This is a genomic window from Rossellomorea aquimaris TF-12 (genome assembly GCF_001648555.1).
Lineage (GTDB): Bacteria > Bacillota > Bacilli > Bacillales > Bacillaceae_B > Rossellomorea > Rossellomorea aquimaris.
Map to the genome: position 1 here is coordinate 169,221 of NZ_LQXM01000026.1, position 14,551 is coordinate 183,771.

A 14,551-nucleotide genomic window follows, 5' to 3' on the forward strand; every position below is an offset into this window, starting at 1 on the left:
GATCCGCTTTTCGTTGGTGTCCAGCTCCAGGGCTTAGGGGCTCGAGGTCATTTCGTGAGAATCCCATAAGGCAAAGAACGCCTTTTGGGATTCCCTCAAAATGCTTGTCGCCCCAAATCAAAGCCCTTCCGCTTTTCGTTAATGTCTAGCTCCGCCTCCTAGTCCCTCGAGGTCACAAGTGAAAAATCCCCAAAGGCAAAAAACGCCTTTAGGGATTTCTCATTTGTGCTTGTCGGGCCTAAACAGTCGGCTCCGCTTTTCGTTTAGTCTTCGCACTCTAGTTCAACGTGTACATCTTTGATACATTGAATAGCACAGAAGCAATCAAGGTCTACTGTGATACACTCTCCAGTGAATACCCATTCTGTCATATTAGATAAAGAATCCATAGTATCTTCATCAGAATGCAGTTCGTAATCAGGTCTTAACACTTGAAGTGTTGCACAACAATTGTCAAATACTTCTTTTACTCGGAAAAACGGTGATTTCCAAGGGCGGCCCTTGATGTGTGCTTTAAATGTATCTCCATTTTTAAGATATAGCTTGAAAATACGTGTATTTAAACGATTGGACGGACTTACCATTGAACCTAGTGGCTCAAGGAAACAATCATTTTTACAATCATTACACTCTTCGCCAGCTACGTCTTGGATATCTTTTATAGCACGAACGGCTTGACATACACAACCGCGATCTCTTGCACCAGCAACTCTATCTCTATCTCTTCCGCAACCCATATAAAAGTTCCTCCTTAAAATAAATTTCATTTACACTTATAACATATTGTCTAATAGGCAATTAGGTAACGGACATCTGCCCTCTTTTGGAAATTTGGGCTTGTATAATTTGTATAAGGAAAGGAATTGATTGAAGTGGGAATACCTTTCGTCGAACTATTTTGCTTGGGCTTAGCTGTATTTCGATTGACTCACTTGATTGTATTCGATAAGATAACTGAATTTATTAGGTCCCCTTTTTTTGATGAAGTAACTGAGCCTTCGGAGAATGGTGAGGAAGATATTTACCTGATTCCGAAGAAAGGGGGAATCAAAGGATTCTTGGGTGAGTTACTTTCTTGTTACTGGTGTACAGGAATGTGGGTGGCCATCAGTCTATATGGATTGAATAACTATTTCCCGTCAATTTTTGCTCCTATTACCACAATTTTAGCGGTTGCTGGTATTGCTTCAATACTTGAAGCTGCTGTTCAAAGTTGGTCAGGTACTGATTAAAATTAGGTAATTAGTGGAAACAAGCTTTCCTTCTATCACATACAATAATGAAGAAGGAGGCTTGTGAAAATGAAAAAATATTCTACAAACAGTAAGAAAAAAGCAACAAAGACGAAAAAGAAAAAAAGCTGCGGATGCGGATCAAAAGTGAAAAAAAATTAGGCTGCTCTTAATGAGCAGGCCTTTTTTTTTCATAAAATTAGATTTTATGAAAAAAATAAAGAGTGAGTACAGAAAAAGAGGGATGTGTCATGACAAGAAAATGGTTATTGGTTACGGTTAGTGTCGGAGTGTTAATGGGGTGTGCCAACAAAGAAGACGGTGGCGAAAGTAAAATTGCTCTCTTGAAAACAACAAATCCCCCACCAATTGAGTTGGTTGAAAATCCTGAAACAGATAGTATTGGTCATGCTATTAAGAAAGAAATTTCAAAAATGAAAGAACTTTATGATGTTGCAGTAATTCAAGGTAAGGATAACGTTTTAGTAGTGTATAAAGTAAAACATTTCAAAAGATTTCAAATGAAGAAAATTGAAAAGAAGATGGATAGTTATCTAGAGAAAAAATATCCAGAAGAGGATTTTATTTTATCAAGTGATTATAAAATTTTTTTAGAGACTGTTCGATTAAAAGAAAAGATTGAGAACGGTTCGATTTCGAAGAAGGATGCTGAAAAAAAATTCAAAGAAATCGTTAAGCTTCAAAAGGAAAAAACGTAGGAGGAATAAGTAGTGGGAAAAACTCCAAAAACTCCCGAACAAATGAAGTATGAGAACTTAGAAAAGCAATATGAAACAAAGAGACCCCTTATGAAAAATATCATAAAGGCTTTCTTTGTAGGAGGATTTATTTGTTTTATAGGACAGGTTATATCCTATTTTTATATTTATTTTTTTAACTTCACGGAACAAACCGCTGGAAATCCAACCGTTGCAACAATGGTATTTATAGCCATGCTTCTTACGGGCTTTGGTGTATATGATCATATTGGACAATTCGGGGGAGCAGGCAGTGCTGTCCCTGTAACAGGGTTCGGAAATGCTGTCATTTCTGCAGCAATAGAACATAAAACAGAAGGCTATGTATTAGGAGTCGGAGGAAATATTTTTAAACTAGCTGGTTCTGTCATTGTATTCGGAGTTTTTTCTGCATTTGTAGTCGCCTTAATTAAGACCATCCTAATACAGCTGGGGGTGATTTAATGCTTCAGGGTTCAAGAACATGGTTATTTCCAACAAACCCTGCCATCCTTTCTACTGGTGTAGTGGGTGGACCATTTGAAAAGCAAGGGAACCTTTCAGGTGATTTTGATCAATTTTATGATGATTTGTGGATGGGACAGAACACCTATGAAAAAGCGAACAGAACACTAATTGAGGATGCTGTACAAATAGCTCTAGAAAAACAGTCCCTTCAAAGTAGTGATGTTCAATTTTTCCTTACAGGAGATTTAATCAATCAAATTACTCCTTCAAGCTTTGCTGCCAGAACTAACGGTATCCCTTATTTCGGGTTATTCGGTGCATGTTCTACTTCAATGGAAGGCCTGGCTCTTGCTGGATTCTTAATAAATCATAATGGTGCAGAATGTGTTGTAACGGGTGCTTCAAGCCATAATTCCGCAACGGAAAAACAGTTTCGTTATCCGACAGAATATGGTGGGCAAAAACCTCCAACAGCTCAATGGACGGTTACGGGTGCAGGTTATGCCGTAGTCGGGAGCGGATCGAAACTGACTACGTCAGCACCAAGAGTTACATCTGCCACAATTGGAAAAGTCCTTGATCTGGGTTTATCAGATCCATTTAATATGGGAGGTGCTATGGCACCAGCTGCCGTAGATACCATTGTCGCCCATTTTCAGGATCTAAATAGAGATCCATCTTACTATGATCTAATTATTACAGGGGATCTTGCAACAATCGGAAGGAAAACAGCGCTTGAGTTGCTTAAAGAAAAAGGATATACAGTATCAGAGAAGAAATTTCAAGACTGTGGTCTATTGATTTATGGAAGTGATCAACCAGTACAGTCAGGTGCAAGTGGTCCAGGGTGCTCTGCAACTGTATTGTATGGTCATTTATTAAATGAAATGAAAAAAGGAACCTATAAAAGAATATTGGTAATAGCCACAGGGGCACTGTTATCACCTTTAACCTTTCAACAAGGAGAAAGTATACCTTGTATTGCCCATGCCGTTTCCATTGAATATTTATAAGAATAAGAAAGGAGGGTCACATTGGTATGCTAGCAATGTTTTTCTGGTCTTTTGTAATAGGTGGAGTAATTTGCGTCATAGGTCAATTGATGTTTGATGTTGCGAAATTAACTCCTGGTCATACTTTGAGCTATTTAGTCGTAGCGGGCTCTATACTTTCGGGATTGGGGTTGTATGAACCTTTGATTGATTTTGCAGGAGCAGGTGCCACAATTCCAATTACAAGCTTTGGAAACGCTCTCGTAAATGGAGCAATGCAGGAATCTCAAGAACACGGACTTGTCGGAGTATTAACAGGAATGTTTGAAGTTACCAGCTCAGGTATATCAGCTGCCATCATATTTGGATTTATAGGAGCTCTCCTTTTTAAACCAAAGGGGTAATAGGGGTGAAGGGTTATGCCAGAATATTTAGAGGTAGCATTTCGGAGTATATTTATCTTACTTTCTTTATTTTGTATTACAAAATTACTTGGGAAAAAACAGCTTTCAAAATTATCTTTTTTTGAGTACATTACGGGTATTACAGTTGGAAGTTTAGCAGGTACTCTTTCGATGGATCTCCAGCTTCCGTTAAGTGAAGGATTAATGAGCATTCTCATCTGGTTTGTATTCCCTTTCTTATTTTCCTACTTGTCACTTAAGAGTATTAAGTTTAGACGATTTGCTGAAGGGAAACCGACTGTCTTTATTAAAGATGGAGAGCTAGATGATGCGGCTTTAAAGAAAGAGAAATATTCCGTGGACGAATTACTCGAGCAGCTTCGAAAAAAGGATGTATTCCGAGTGTCGGATGTTGAATTTGCTTCATTAGATACAAATGGAGATTTAAGCGTTATGCTAAAAAAAGAAAAACAGCCTCTTGTAAAAGAAGATGTATTTCAAATGTTACAAATCGCTAGCCCTCCACAAGCCGTAATAACAGATGGTGAGATAGATATAGAGGCTTTGAAGGAGGTTGGATTTCCTAAACCCTGGCTAATGAAAGAGATATCCAATAGGCATCTAACGCTTGATAAAATATTTCTAGCTCAATTAGACAGAGAGGGAAACCTGACCTTCGACCTCTACAATTGGACAAACACACAATAAATTCATCAATAGCCCATACGAAAGAGAGTCATATTACATATGTTAGTAATGACTAAAGGTAAAGAGAGGTGATACTCAATGCCTTACGGATATGGATATGGCGGCTGTGGCTACCCAGGAGGTGGATACTACGGTTCTACATTTGTACTAATCGTAGTATTATTTATCTTATTAATCATCGTCGGTGCTAGCTTCTATAATTAATTAAGTAGGATAAAAATAGTAAGATTTCTCAATTAGAGGGATCTTGCTTTTTTTATGCTTTGAATATGAGCAATTAACAATTCCTTATCACCCTCTTCTTTATGCTTACATAAGATATTTATAGTTAAAAGGAGGCGTGATGTGAAATGAATAATAATTTCTTTAAGAACTTGGAAAAGAAAACAGGCGTGGATATGAATGAAGTGTTTCAACTTGCTAATTCATTACAAAATGCAAATTTCAAAGATGAAGCGACTGTAAGAAGTGTTATCAAACGTGTATCTAAAATTGCTAATAAACCCGTAAATAAAGAGATGGAAGATAAAATTGTTAAATCGATTGTAAATGAAGGTAAGCAATTAGATTTTGGCACCATCTCAAACATGATAAATAAAGGTAAAAAATAATACATGAGAACAATTTGGGGAGGATGGTCATAAAAATACGTTGTTCTACGTATTTTATGTTAATTCTCCCTTTATTTAATGTCACATTTAAGTAAGTAGAGCGAAGGTAATGTTTTTTGTACAAACTTTTCACTTAATAAATTTAGTTTTACATACCATATAAACGTTTTAAATAGATGAAGATATGGGTATTAAATCATTAAGGAGGTCATAAATATGGGATACATTGCTCCAATACCACAACATCAGTATAAACAATATCAAGAAAGAGAAATCAAAGTAGAAAAACACCCATTTAAATTTTTCCCCGTTCAACCTATAAAACCATTAAAAAATAAGCCGGATACAAATGATGAAGAAATGCATGAAAATCATTTAAGATATTCTGTGAATACAACCAACAGTACAAACCTTCAAAAACCATCTGTTCCACCAGAGATATTAGCCAAAGTTACAGGAAAAGGCAGTTACTTTAACGAATACGTATAAAAAGAAAAGCGGAAACGACTTGACCAGCCCCGACAAGCTTAAGGCGAGCATGGTAAAAAGGCGTTTTTTGCTTTTTTGCAGAATGATCTTATGACATTGTCAAAGAACCTCATTTCTATTGATTTTTGGAGAGCGAAGGTGAGAAAGTGAAACTTCAACAATTAAATGAACATTGTTATGTTTTTACAGGAGCTGTCAATATTGGTTATTGTACGAGGGATGGAAAAGGTCTTTTAATTGATACTGGCTTGGATGATTCATCCATTAAAAAGGTTGAAAAGATATTAAATCAAAAAGGCTTTCCTTTAGATTATTGTATTATTACTCACGCCCATACGGATCATTTTGGAGGAGCTAGTTATTTACAAAAAAAATTGGAAATACCATTGTTTGCACCAAGCCTAGAAAAATCCATACTAGAGCATCCTATTTTAGAACCTATCTATCTCTTTAATGGAGCAAAACCTATAGGAGAATTAAGGAATAAGTTTCTTGAAGGACAAGCGGTGAATATCGATTATGAAATTAATACCGGTAATAATACAATAGGGCCGTTCGCTTTTCAGGCTATACATTTACCGGGACATTCATATGCTCAGGTGGGAATATTAATAGAAGATATTTTGTACGCAGCAGATAGTTATTTTGGGGAAGATGTTCTAAAAAAACATATTATTCCTTTTATAGTAGATGCTGATCAGACCATTTCATCCCTGGAAAAACTGTTTGAATTAAAGTGCAAAGGAGCTGTCCCAGGTCATGGAGAATTTGAAGAGCTTTTTTATCATACAGTAAAGCAAAATATTAGCCTTCATAATGAGAGATTACATACACTTTTATCACTAGTAAATGAATCCGGTGCAGGAGTATCTTTTGAGAACTTATCGAAGAATTTCCTGAATATTCACGGGGTGTTTGCGAAAAACATAGGACAATGGCTATTGTTCAGAACATCCATAACAGCTTATCTGACTAGTCTTGAACGTAAAAAATTAATTCAGTTCATCCTAAAAGACAATGAACTGATGATTGTATCTGCTTAAATTAATATCCTTGAATCAATAGGCTTTCACCATCTTGCCATTCGGCGTATAATACGTCTTTTGGGGATTGAAAGCCTTGTTTCTTTATCTCATCCATTAGCCAGGATTCTTCATACTCCGCCAATGTTAAATTGTCATGAACCACTTCTCCATCCACAATCAATGAAAGGGGGAGAGTTGCTTTTGTTGGGAGTAAGTTCAAATCATGTCGTTGAACGCTATCAAACATTGATTTTCGTATAACACTTAGAGTACCGTCTGATTCTAGTAGTGCATATTCGCATTCCCGTATTGAGAAAATATCTTTTGCTCGAAGTAAGTGTTGAAGTTGATTAAGATCCAAATGATTTTTTTTTAGCTCTTTGAAGTCAATTTTCCCTTTATTGATAATGATGGCCGGTGTTCCTTCTAATAGATGTCGGAAGCGTCTGGATTTTTGAGTGACATACTCTGTGAAGAAAATCAAACTGCCCCAAATAGTAATGGCTGAAAGTATTTGTACAACAGTCGTCTTCCCATCATAAAGGGAGTTCCCAACAAGCTCACCAAGAATTAATGCAGAAATGAAATCAAATGCAGATATTTGTGTGATTTGTGTTTTTCCGAGAATTTTTGTGATTAATAGTAAAGCAAAATAACCAATAATTAATTCTACTGCAATTGACTTAATTTCCAATATGGGTTCCCCCTTCCCATTTATTTCATCATTATCGACTAGTTAAGATTAGTTTATACCTTAACAAAATGGGAGAAAATAAAACAAAAAGAACAAAACTATTGAGCCATATCGGCTTAAAGTTTTGTTCTTTTTGTTTTATTAAGATATCATTTTTTTCATTGTTTTATGGGGGATACCTGCGTCTAAAAATTCTTCAGAAGTTATTTCATAACCTAATCCCTCATAAAAAGGAATTGCATATGTTTGAGCATTTAATTTCAGACTCGATAATCCTTTTTCCCTAGCGTAGTCCTCAATTGCGAGCATGATCTCTCTTCCTGCTCCCTTACCTCTTAACGATTTAAGTACACAAATTCTTTCTACTTTGCCTATACCATCAACGATGCGGAAACGACCAGCACCAGAAGGGCGTTTACCATCATACAGTACAAAGTGAGTAGAATCATTTTCAAATGAATCGATTTCTTCTTCAAGAGGAACCTGTTGTTCATCCACAAATACTGTTTTTCTGACAGAGAACACTGCTTGAATTTGATTTTCTGTTGTCGCAATCTCTACCTTCAAAGAGTTAACAGTCCTTTCCTAAGCGGAATGTTTCATAGACTGTCCAGGATCCATTTTCTAATTGATATAGTAAGTGGAAACGATCGATGGTCTCTTCATGATTCACACCCATCATGGTTAGAGAACCAAAAATATCTGAGTGCTCATCATTAGAAAGCTTTTGAGCAATTGTAATGTGAGGAACGAAGGCGTATTCTGGTTCGTCTCCCATAAAGTTTTGATGGTGCATGTCATGGTGAAGACCCTCTAACTCAGTCGTTGATTCAACCTTAAAATAAATGACATTGTTAACTGGCTGAAAGGAGCTAACTTTATATACTTTTAAATTAAACGGATCATATTTTTTGGCAATATTTGTGAGTTTATCTGCGATATCTTTAATTTGAACATCGTCAGCTGAAAAGACATTTTTTAATGTTAAATGTGGTGGGATTAACGCATAATGAGGATCATAACGTTTCCGATAAGAATTTGCTTTATCTTGTAGCTTTTTAGATGGGAAAATGACAATACCGTAGTTCATTTTCTTCATTCCTCCTCCATAGTTACGTTCGTGTATAACTTCTTGTTTAACTTATAGTATAGCAAATTTTTAAAAAATTTAATATAGGACGAATGAAAGACAATTTTCTCTTTATGTAAAGGGATATAAGGAAAGGCAAGAGTTGACTGTACATCATTCACTTGCCTTTATATACCATCCTTTCAGTATTAGCTAAACATCATCTTTAATGCTCGTTTTAAATCCGGCTGCCAATGCTTCCAAGTGTGGTCACCATCGAACTCTTCATAAAAGGATGAATACCCTTTTTCTTCAAACAAATCGTGCATTTGTCTGTTTGGTTTCAAAAAGTCCTTTGTTTTTCCATCGGTGGTTTTTACCTCGGTTTCATTCTTACCGATAATATGATAAATCGATAACAACTGTGGTTGAGAAAATTTTTCAACGTCTTCCAACACTTTTTCATTTACAAAAGGTGATTGTAATAGAACTTTACCGAATGTGTTTGGGTATTTTAATGCTGTCATTAACGAAACAGTTGCTCCTAGTGAATCTCCTATTAATGCACGTCCCATACCCATATGGTAGGTAGGATAATGTTCGTCTAAGTATGGAACCAGCTCATGCGCTAAAAAGCGAATATAAGCATCGTTCTCCTCACCATTAGGATGATATTTTCTTCTGCGGTCTTCTACATCCTTATAGGGTACACCGACAATTATCATATTTTCAATTTCTCTATTGGAAAGTAATTCATCAGCTAAACGGGGGATTCTCCCAAGTTGAAAATAATCCTTCCCATCTTGTGTAATTAATAGTGAATATTTATATAGAGGAGAAAAGGTAGCAGGGAGATATACCAGCATCTTAATCTCTTCATTTAATTCTTTACTAAAGAGGTTTAATTCGTTTACAGTTCCTCTTGCAGCGGTCATGTTTTACCCTCCTAAATAAGTGTTAACGTTTACAGAAAGATTGTATCATAATCTCTTAAAGAATTCCCGGAAGCTGATTACAATACGAATATTCTTAAAAATGATATAATTTAAGAACGAAAAAACAGAATTAAAGAGGGGAGTCATAAAATGAATAAGCCAGTGCATTCAAGAGATGTAACAAAAGCGGCTTTAAAGAAGCTTAAAGAAAGAGGCGTTAGAATAGAAGATATTGCTGAGATCGTCTTTGAAATGCAATATCCATATAACAATCAACTAGATATGGAAGATTGTGTAGATAGTGTGAAGAAAGTCTTGCTTAAGAGAGAAATTCAGCATGCAATACTAGTAGGAGTTGAATTGGATCAACTTGCTGAAGACAAGAAGTTATCAGAGCCGTTACAATCGATTGTTGAACAAGATGAAGGTCTATTTGGAGTAGATGAAACCATTGCATTAGGTGCAGCTTTAGGCTATGGAAGTATTGCTGTCACAACCTTTGGCCATTTGGACAAAAATAAGATCGGTATTATTCGAGAGTTGGATACCAAAAGCGGTAATGGGGTTCATACATTCTTAGATGATATAATAGCCAGCATTGCTGCGAATGCTTCTTCAAGAATTGCCCACAGTCTTCGTGACAGAGATGAAAACATCTCTGAGGAAGATAAAATGCATTTTGAAGACGAGGAGCTTATTGGATAAAAAGAGTAAGAAGCTGGTATACAAACCAGCTTTTTGTTTCGGATTTTATTTGCAATTCATAGTTCTTTCATACCTAATTATGAACAGCCATTTAGTAAAAATATACTTAATTGGATTTTTTATAAGGATTTTTTTGAAATTGAGTATCAAATTTGACATAAATATTACAGTATGTGATACAATTATTAAATGAAAAATACAAATTTAATAGGGGGAATAAGAATATGAAAAAACGCAGTTTATTTCTAGGTACTGCTCTACTTCTAGTCCTATCAGTAGTTCTTGCAGCATGTGGCGGTGGAGCAGGTGGCGGATCGTCAGATGGTGAAGGAAACAAAGATGTTGACTTCATTGGTATTGCTACTGGTGGAACAGGAGGTACATATTACCCGTTAGGCGGAACTTTCGCAAAAATTATTCAAGATGAAGCTGGTATTAAATCAACTGCATCAACTTCTGGAGCATCAGCAGAGAATATGGCTTCCATTAAAGATGGAAAAACTGAAATCGCTTTTACACAAACAGATATTGCATCATATGCATCTGAAGGTACAGAAATGTTTAGTGATAATAAAGTAGAAAATGCTCGTGGTATTGCTACTCTATATCCTGAAACGATTCAAATCGTAACAACGAAAGATTCTGGAATTAAGTCTGTTGAAGACCTAAAAGGAAAAGTTGTTTCTGTCGGTGAAGCTGGATCAGGTACATTACTAAATGCTAAGCAGATTCTAGAAATTCATGGTATCAAATTAGAAGATTTAGAAGCACGTAACTTATCATTTGATGATTCTACCACTGGTATTCAGGATGGAACTATCGATGCTGCTTTTATTACATCAGGTACACCAACTGGTGCGGTTGAAGGATTAGCTGCAACAGAAGATATTGCGATCGTTCCTGTTGAGAAAAGCAAAATTGATGAATTAATCGAAAAATATCCTTACTATGCTGAAGATGAAATTCCAGCAGGTACGTACAGCAAAGTAGAGGGAGCAACACCAACAGTTGCTGTTCGTGCAATGTTAGTAACGAATGCGGATATTTCTGAAGATGTTATCTATAAAGTGACTAAAGCAATTTTTGAAAATACTGATAAAATTACTCACGCAAAAGGTGAGGTAATCAAAGCTGAAAATGCTCTTAAAGGTATGGGAATCGAATTACATCCAGGAGCGAAGAAGTACTTTGATGAAAAAGGAATTTCAAAAGAATAGTAATTCACCAAAAGAGAAATGAAGGGATAGGCCGTTAAAACCGGTCTATTCTTTTGTTTTGGTCTAGGGGAAAATTTAGTTTGAATGCTTCTTAGGAAGGTTAACTCTATGAATGACTATTTGAATAATGGGGGTACTCGTAATGAAAAGGCTTTTATTCGTAGGAGGAATACTCATTGTTCTTATTCTCTTATTTTTCTTTTTAATTCCCATGCAAACTTACTTGGTTATAGAGTCGAGAGACAAGGATAGCACTGAACCTGTCTTGTTCTATATTTCTGAAGGAGATACTTTTTCTGTGCGGTACACACACTCCATTCATCTTTCAGAAGTAGAAGAATTCTATCGCCAAACACCTCCCCTTCACATTCAACAAACCATGCTACTGTATGAAGACACTTCGATTGGTATGCCTGCAAACGCTGAAGGAAACGAAAATTTCGAAGTCACAGAGGAAGGGAAATATTTAATATCAAACATGAATAGAAAGTTCCCATTTATTGATATTCAAATTGGACAAGTTATAGCAAATCACCGTTTTGTTTATAAGAATAAAGAGTATCCTTTAGCGAATTATTTTGAAAAGGGATCGATTGTCCGAATGGAATTTAAAAAACTATCACTTTTTAATCAATGGAAAGGAGTGACTGTTGTTGGAAAAAGATAAAGAATTTGAGTCATTAACAGCAGAACAACAACAAGAATTATTAGAAAAATATGACCCGGAGTCTTCCACTCGAAAATTACATCACGGTATGTTCAAGTGGATTATTTTCTTTGGATTATTATCATTTTCATTGTTCCAATTAGTAGCATCTATTTCTCAGATATTACCAAGACAACTTTTATTATCTATACATTTAGGATTTGCTCTATCTCTAGTATTCCTTTTGTTCCCTGCAAGAAAAAAGAATGTACGTAAGGATAAAATAGCTTGGTATGATGTTATTTTAGCAGTAGTTTCAGTTGGGATTGGAGCTTACTGGCCGATTATGCAGGATGATATCGTTAACCGTGTAGGTTTAATGACATCCTTAGATTTCTACGTTGGTTTAATAGCTATTCTTTTAGTTCTTGAAGCAACTAGACGTGCGGTGGGGCTTCCAATTACCATTATTGCTTCATCCTTCCTGCTATATATGTATTATGGTAGGCAGATGCCAGGATTCCTTGCTCACCGAGGATACGATTTAGATGATATCGTGAAAACCATGTTCTTTACAGGAGAAGGTATCCTTGGAACTCCATTATACGTTTCTGCTACCTTTATCTTCTTGTTCTTATTATTTGGATCTTTCCTTGTGAAAACCGGTGTTGGTCAATACTTTAATGACCTGGCTGTTGCCATTGCTGGGAAGCGAACTGGTGGACCTGCAAAGGTTGCGATTTTCTCAAGTGCCTTACAAGGAACAATTAGCGGAAGCTCTGTAGCAAACGTAGTTACATCCGGTTCATTTACCATTCCAATGATGAAAAAACTTGGGTACCGTAAAGAGTTTGCAGGCGGAGTAGAAGCGGCTGCATCAACAGGTGGTCAGCTGATGCCACCAATCATGGGAGCTGCTGCTTTCTTAATGGTAGAGTTCATTGGTGGAATATCCTATTGGGATATTGCAAAGGCTGCTGCTATACCTGCAGTTCTTTATTTTACAGGAATTTGGATCATGACACATTTTGAAGCGAAGCGAATAGGTCTTCGTGGCCTTACTGAAGAAGAAATGCCTAATCGCAAAGAGGTTCTAAAGAAAATTTACTTATTGCTTCCGATATTAACTGTCATTATTTTGTTAGTAAGTGGTATGAGTGTTATGAGAGCAGCACTTTGGTCCATAGTAGCAACAGTGGCCATTAGTGCCATACGAAAAGATACTCGGATAGGCTGGAAAGATGCCATTGATGCTCTAGTAGATGGTGCAAGAACAGCCCTTTCAGTAGCCGTAGCAACGGCAGCTGCTGGAATTATTGTAGGAGTTGTAACCAAAACAGGTTTAGGATTAACGTTAGCGAATGGTCTAGTAGACTTAGCAGCGGATTTAACTAATTCTGCTCAGGCAAAGCTTCTTCTAACATTATTCTTTACGATGATTGCATCGATTGTTTTAGGAATGGGTTCTCCTACGACAGCAAACTATGTAATCACTTCAACGATTGCTGCACCTGCGATTATCTTATTAGGTGCACCTGAATTAGCAGCCCATTTATTTGTATTCTACTTTGGGATTATTGCTGATATCACTCCACCAGTAGCGCTAGCAGCTTTTGCTGCAGCCGGTGTCTCTGGCGGAGAACCAATACGTACTGGAGTCAATTCTGCAAAACTAGCCATTGCAGCATTTATTATTCCTTACATGTTTGTTATGTCCCCAGAGTTATTAATGATTGATACGACTATTCCAAGCCTGCTATGGGTTATATTTACAGCTGTAACTGGTATGATGGCCATCGGAGCCGGAATGATTGGCTATTGGTTCCGGAGAGTATATGTCATCGAGCGAGTTCTGTGTGTCATTACAGGACTGTTGTTGATATATCCTGAAGGTAGTACGGATATATACGGATTAATTTTATTTGTAATCATGTTAGGACTACAATACTTCATCAAAAGGGAAGATAAACACCCTACGAAAGCAACGGCATAAATTGAAAGAAGCTGACTTGTTGAAGTCAGCTTCTTTTTTATGGTTGAGGGATAGGGTGTAATTGAAAAAAAGATGATTTATTCAATTTTTGAAGTTAAGAAATATTATAGTCTTGTCTCGAAGAAAGTGGGAAAGCAGCTAAAATGGACTGAATTCGGAACGTTCGAATATCTTTACGAAGAAAGCAGTAGCCAACAACATATTCACCTTTCAAATGCTTTACGAGTATCCGTCTCTTAGAGAATTGTTGATGACTCATATAAATGATTTCAATGGCTCGTTTTTCTTCAAGAGATCGTTTGAGTGTATGAATCATAGTCGTACTCCTTTTATAAAAGGTATACTATAAGTATATACGAACAAACGTTCTTTATTCGGAGATGTTTATTTTTTTGAACTTTAACTTTTAGAATGTTAAAGAAGTCATTGACAATTTGTCTGCTATGAATATAATTGAATATGTAGCTTTAAACAACGATCTGTTAGCTCAGCTGGGAGAGCATCACCTTGACAGGGTGGGGGTCGGGGGTTCAAGTCCCTCACAGGTCATATTTTAATAAAAGGCAGGAATCTTATTTGAAGATTCCTGCCTTTTTGTTTTTTATGTTTATAGTCAAAAGAAAAAC

The 14,551-nt window shown here is 36.4% G+C and carries 20 protein-coding genes and 1 tRNA gene; 15 read left to right on the forward strand and 6 right to left on the reverse strand.

The window, feature by feature from the left end; translation table 11 throughout:
* Positions 1 to 263: 263 nt before the first annotated feature.
* Positions 264 to 737 carry a CotY/CotZ family spore coat protein gene (locus IQI_RS08805; protein ID WP_064092278.1) on the reverse strand — a complete coding sequence of 158 codons (474 nt, stop codon included), beginning with the start codon at positions 735 to 737 and terminating at the stop codon, positions 264 to 266.
* A gap of 135 nt (positions 738 to 872) precedes the next feature.
* Here IQI_RS08805 and IQI_RS08810 point away from each other — a divergent pair, with 135 nt between their 5' ends.
* The 10 genes from IQI_RS08810 (at position 873) to IQI_RS08855 (ending at position 6,684) form a co-directional block, all read left to right on the forward strand.
* On the forward strand, positions 873 to 1,232 hold the full coding sequence (locus IQI_RS08810; RefSeq protein ID WP_064092279.1) for a DUF1360 domain-containing protein: 360 nt from the start codon (positions 873 to 875) through the stop codon (positions 1,230 to 1,232).
* A 251-nt stretch (positions 1,233 to 1,483) separates the two neighbouring features.
* Positions 1,484 to 1,951: a hypothetical protein gene (locus IQI_RS08815; RefSeq protein ID WP_064092280.1), complete on the forward strand. Its 468-nt coding sequence runs from the start codon at positions 1,484 to 1,486 to the stop codon at positions 1,949 to 1,951.
* Positions 1,952 to 1,963: 12 nt separating this feature from the next.
* The gene (spoVAC, locus tag IQI_RS08820) at positions 1,964 to 2,434 is read left to right on the forward strand and encodes a stage V sporulation protein AC (protein WP_064092281.1); all 471 of its coding nucleotides are present in this window, start codon (positions 1,964 to 1,966) and stop codon (positions 2,432 to 2,434) included.
* On the forward strand, positions 2,434 to 3,450 hold the full coding sequence (gene spoVAD / locus IQI_RS08825) for a stage V sporulation protein AD (protein WP_064092282.1): 1,017 nt from the start codon (positions 2,434 to 2,436) through the stop codon (positions 3,448 to 3,450). Before spoVAC ends, spoVAD begins: the two co-directional genes overlap by 1 nt.
* A 26-nt stretch (positions 3,451 to 3,476) precedes the next feature.
* The gene (gene spoVAE, locus IQI_RS08830; protein WP_064092283.1) at positions 3,477 to 3,833 is read left to right on the forward strand and encodes a stage V sporulation protein AE; all 357 of its coding nucleotides are present in this window, start codon (positions 3,477 to 3,479) and stop codon (positions 3,831 to 3,833) included.
* 15 nt (positions 3,834 to 3,848) lie between these two features.
* On the forward strand, positions 3,849 to 4,541 hold the full coding sequence (locus tag IQI_RS08835) for a DUF421 domain-containing protein (RefSeq protein ID WP_064092284.1): 693 nt from the start codon (positions 3,849 to 3,851) through the stop codon (positions 4,539 to 4,541).
* A gap of 78 nt (positions 4,542 to 4,619) precedes the next feature.
* Entirely contained in the window at positions 4,620 to 4,745 is a 126-nt protein-coding gene (locus IQI_RS08840; protein WP_064092285.1) for a YjcZ family sporulation protein, read from the forward strand.
* Between the two features lie 146 nt (positions 4,746 to 4,891).
* The gene (locus IQI_RS08845; protein ID WP_064092286.1) at positions 4,892 to 5,152 is read left to right on the forward strand and encodes a stage VI sporulation protein F; all 261 of its coding nucleotides are present in this window, start codon (positions 4,892 to 4,894) and stop codon (positions 5,150 to 5,152) included.
* 216 nt (positions 5,153 to 5,368) lie between these two features.
* The gene (locus IQI_RS08850) at positions 5,369 to 5,641 is read left to right on the forward strand and encodes a hypothetical protein (protein WP_064092287.1); all 273 of its coding nucleotides are present in this window, start codon (positions 5,369 to 5,371) and stop codon (positions 5,639 to 5,641) included.
* A gap of 146 nt (positions 5,642 to 5,787) precedes the next feature.
* On the forward strand, positions 5,788 to 6,684 hold the full coding sequence (locus IQI_RS08855) for an MBL fold metallo-hydrolase (protein WP_064092288.1): 897 nt from the start codon (positions 5,788 to 5,790) through the stop codon (positions 6,682 to 6,684).
* Position 6,685: 1 nt separating this feature from the next.
* Here the strand turns inward: IQI_RS08855 and IQI_RS08860 are convergent, their stop codons facing one another.
* From IQI_RS08860 to IQI_RS08875, 4 genes are all read right to left on the reverse strand, one after another.
* On the reverse strand, positions 6,686 to 7,360 hold the full coding sequence (locus IQI_RS08860; protein WP_064092289.1) for a DUF421 domain-containing protein: 675 nt from the start codon (positions 7,358 to 7,360) through the stop codon (positions 6,686 to 6,688).
* 141 nt (positions 7,361 to 7,501) lie between these two features.
* Positions 7,502 to 7,927, reverse strand: coding sequence for a GNAT family N-acetyltransferase (locus tag IQI_RS08865; RefSeq protein ID WP_064092290.1), 426 nt, complete (start codon positions 7,925 to 7,927; stop codon positions 7,502 to 7,504).
* Positions 7,928 to 7,931: 4 nt separating this feature from the next.
* The gene (locus IQI_RS08870) at positions 7,932 to 8,450 is read right to left on the reverse strand and encodes a YjcG family protein (RefSeq protein WP_064092291.1); all 519 of its coding nucleotides are present in this window, start codon (positions 8,448 to 8,450) and stop codon (positions 7,932 to 7,934) included.
* Between the two features lie 188 nt (positions 8,451 to 8,638).
* A complete protein-coding gene (locus IQI_RS08875; protein WP_064092292.1) occupies positions 8,639 to 9,364 on the reverse strand; it encodes an alpha/beta hydrolase in 726 nt (241 codons plus the stop codon).
* Positions 9,365 to 9,514: 150 nt separating this feature from the next.
* Here IQI_RS08875 and IQI_RS08880 point away from each other — a divergent pair, with 150 nt between their 5' ends.
* From IQI_RS08880 to IQI_RS08895, 4 genes are all read left to right on the forward strand, one after another.
* The gene (locus tag IQI_RS08880; protein ID WP_064092293.1) at positions 9,515 to 10,069 is read left to right on the forward strand and encodes a phosphatidylglycerophosphatase A family protein; all 555 of its coding nucleotides are present in this window, start codon (positions 9,515 to 9,517) and stop codon (positions 10,067 to 10,069) included.
* A 224-nt stretch (positions 10,070 to 10,293) separates the two neighbouring features.
* A complete protein-coding gene (locus IQI_RS08885) occupies positions 10,294 to 11,286 on the forward strand; it encodes a TAXI family TRAP transporter solute-binding subunit (protein ID WP_064092294.1) in 993 nt (330 codons plus the stop codon).
* Between the two features lie 142 nt (positions 11,287 to 11,428).
* Entirely contained in the window at positions 11,429 to 11,953 is a 525-nt protein-coding gene (locus IQI_RS08890) for a DUF1850 domain-containing protein (protein ID WP_197489727.1), read from the forward strand.
* The gene (locus tag IQI_RS08895) at positions 11,940 to 13,925 is read left to right on the forward strand and encodes a TRAP transporter permease (protein WP_064092296.1); all 1,986 of its coding nucleotides are present in this window, start codon (positions 11,940 to 11,942) and stop codon (positions 13,923 to 13,925) included. Before IQI_RS08890 ends, IQI_RS08895 begins: the two co-directional genes overlap by 14 nt.
* Before the next feature lie 94 nt (positions 13,926 to 14,019).
* On the opposite strand, the gene IQI_RS08900 is transcribed toward IQI_RS08895, so the two are convergent.
* Entirely contained in the window at positions 14,020 to 14,241 is a 222-nt protein-coding gene (locus IQI_RS08900) for a WYL domain-containing protein (protein WP_064092297.1), read from the reverse strand.
* A gap of 160 nt (positions 14,242 to 14,401) precedes the next feature.
* Here IQI_RS08900 and IQI_RS08905 point away from each other — a divergent pair.
* Positions 14,402 to 14,474: transfer RNA gene (locus IQI_RS08905), tRNA-Val, on the forward strand.
* Positions 14,475 to 14,551 lie beyond the last annotated feature (77 nt).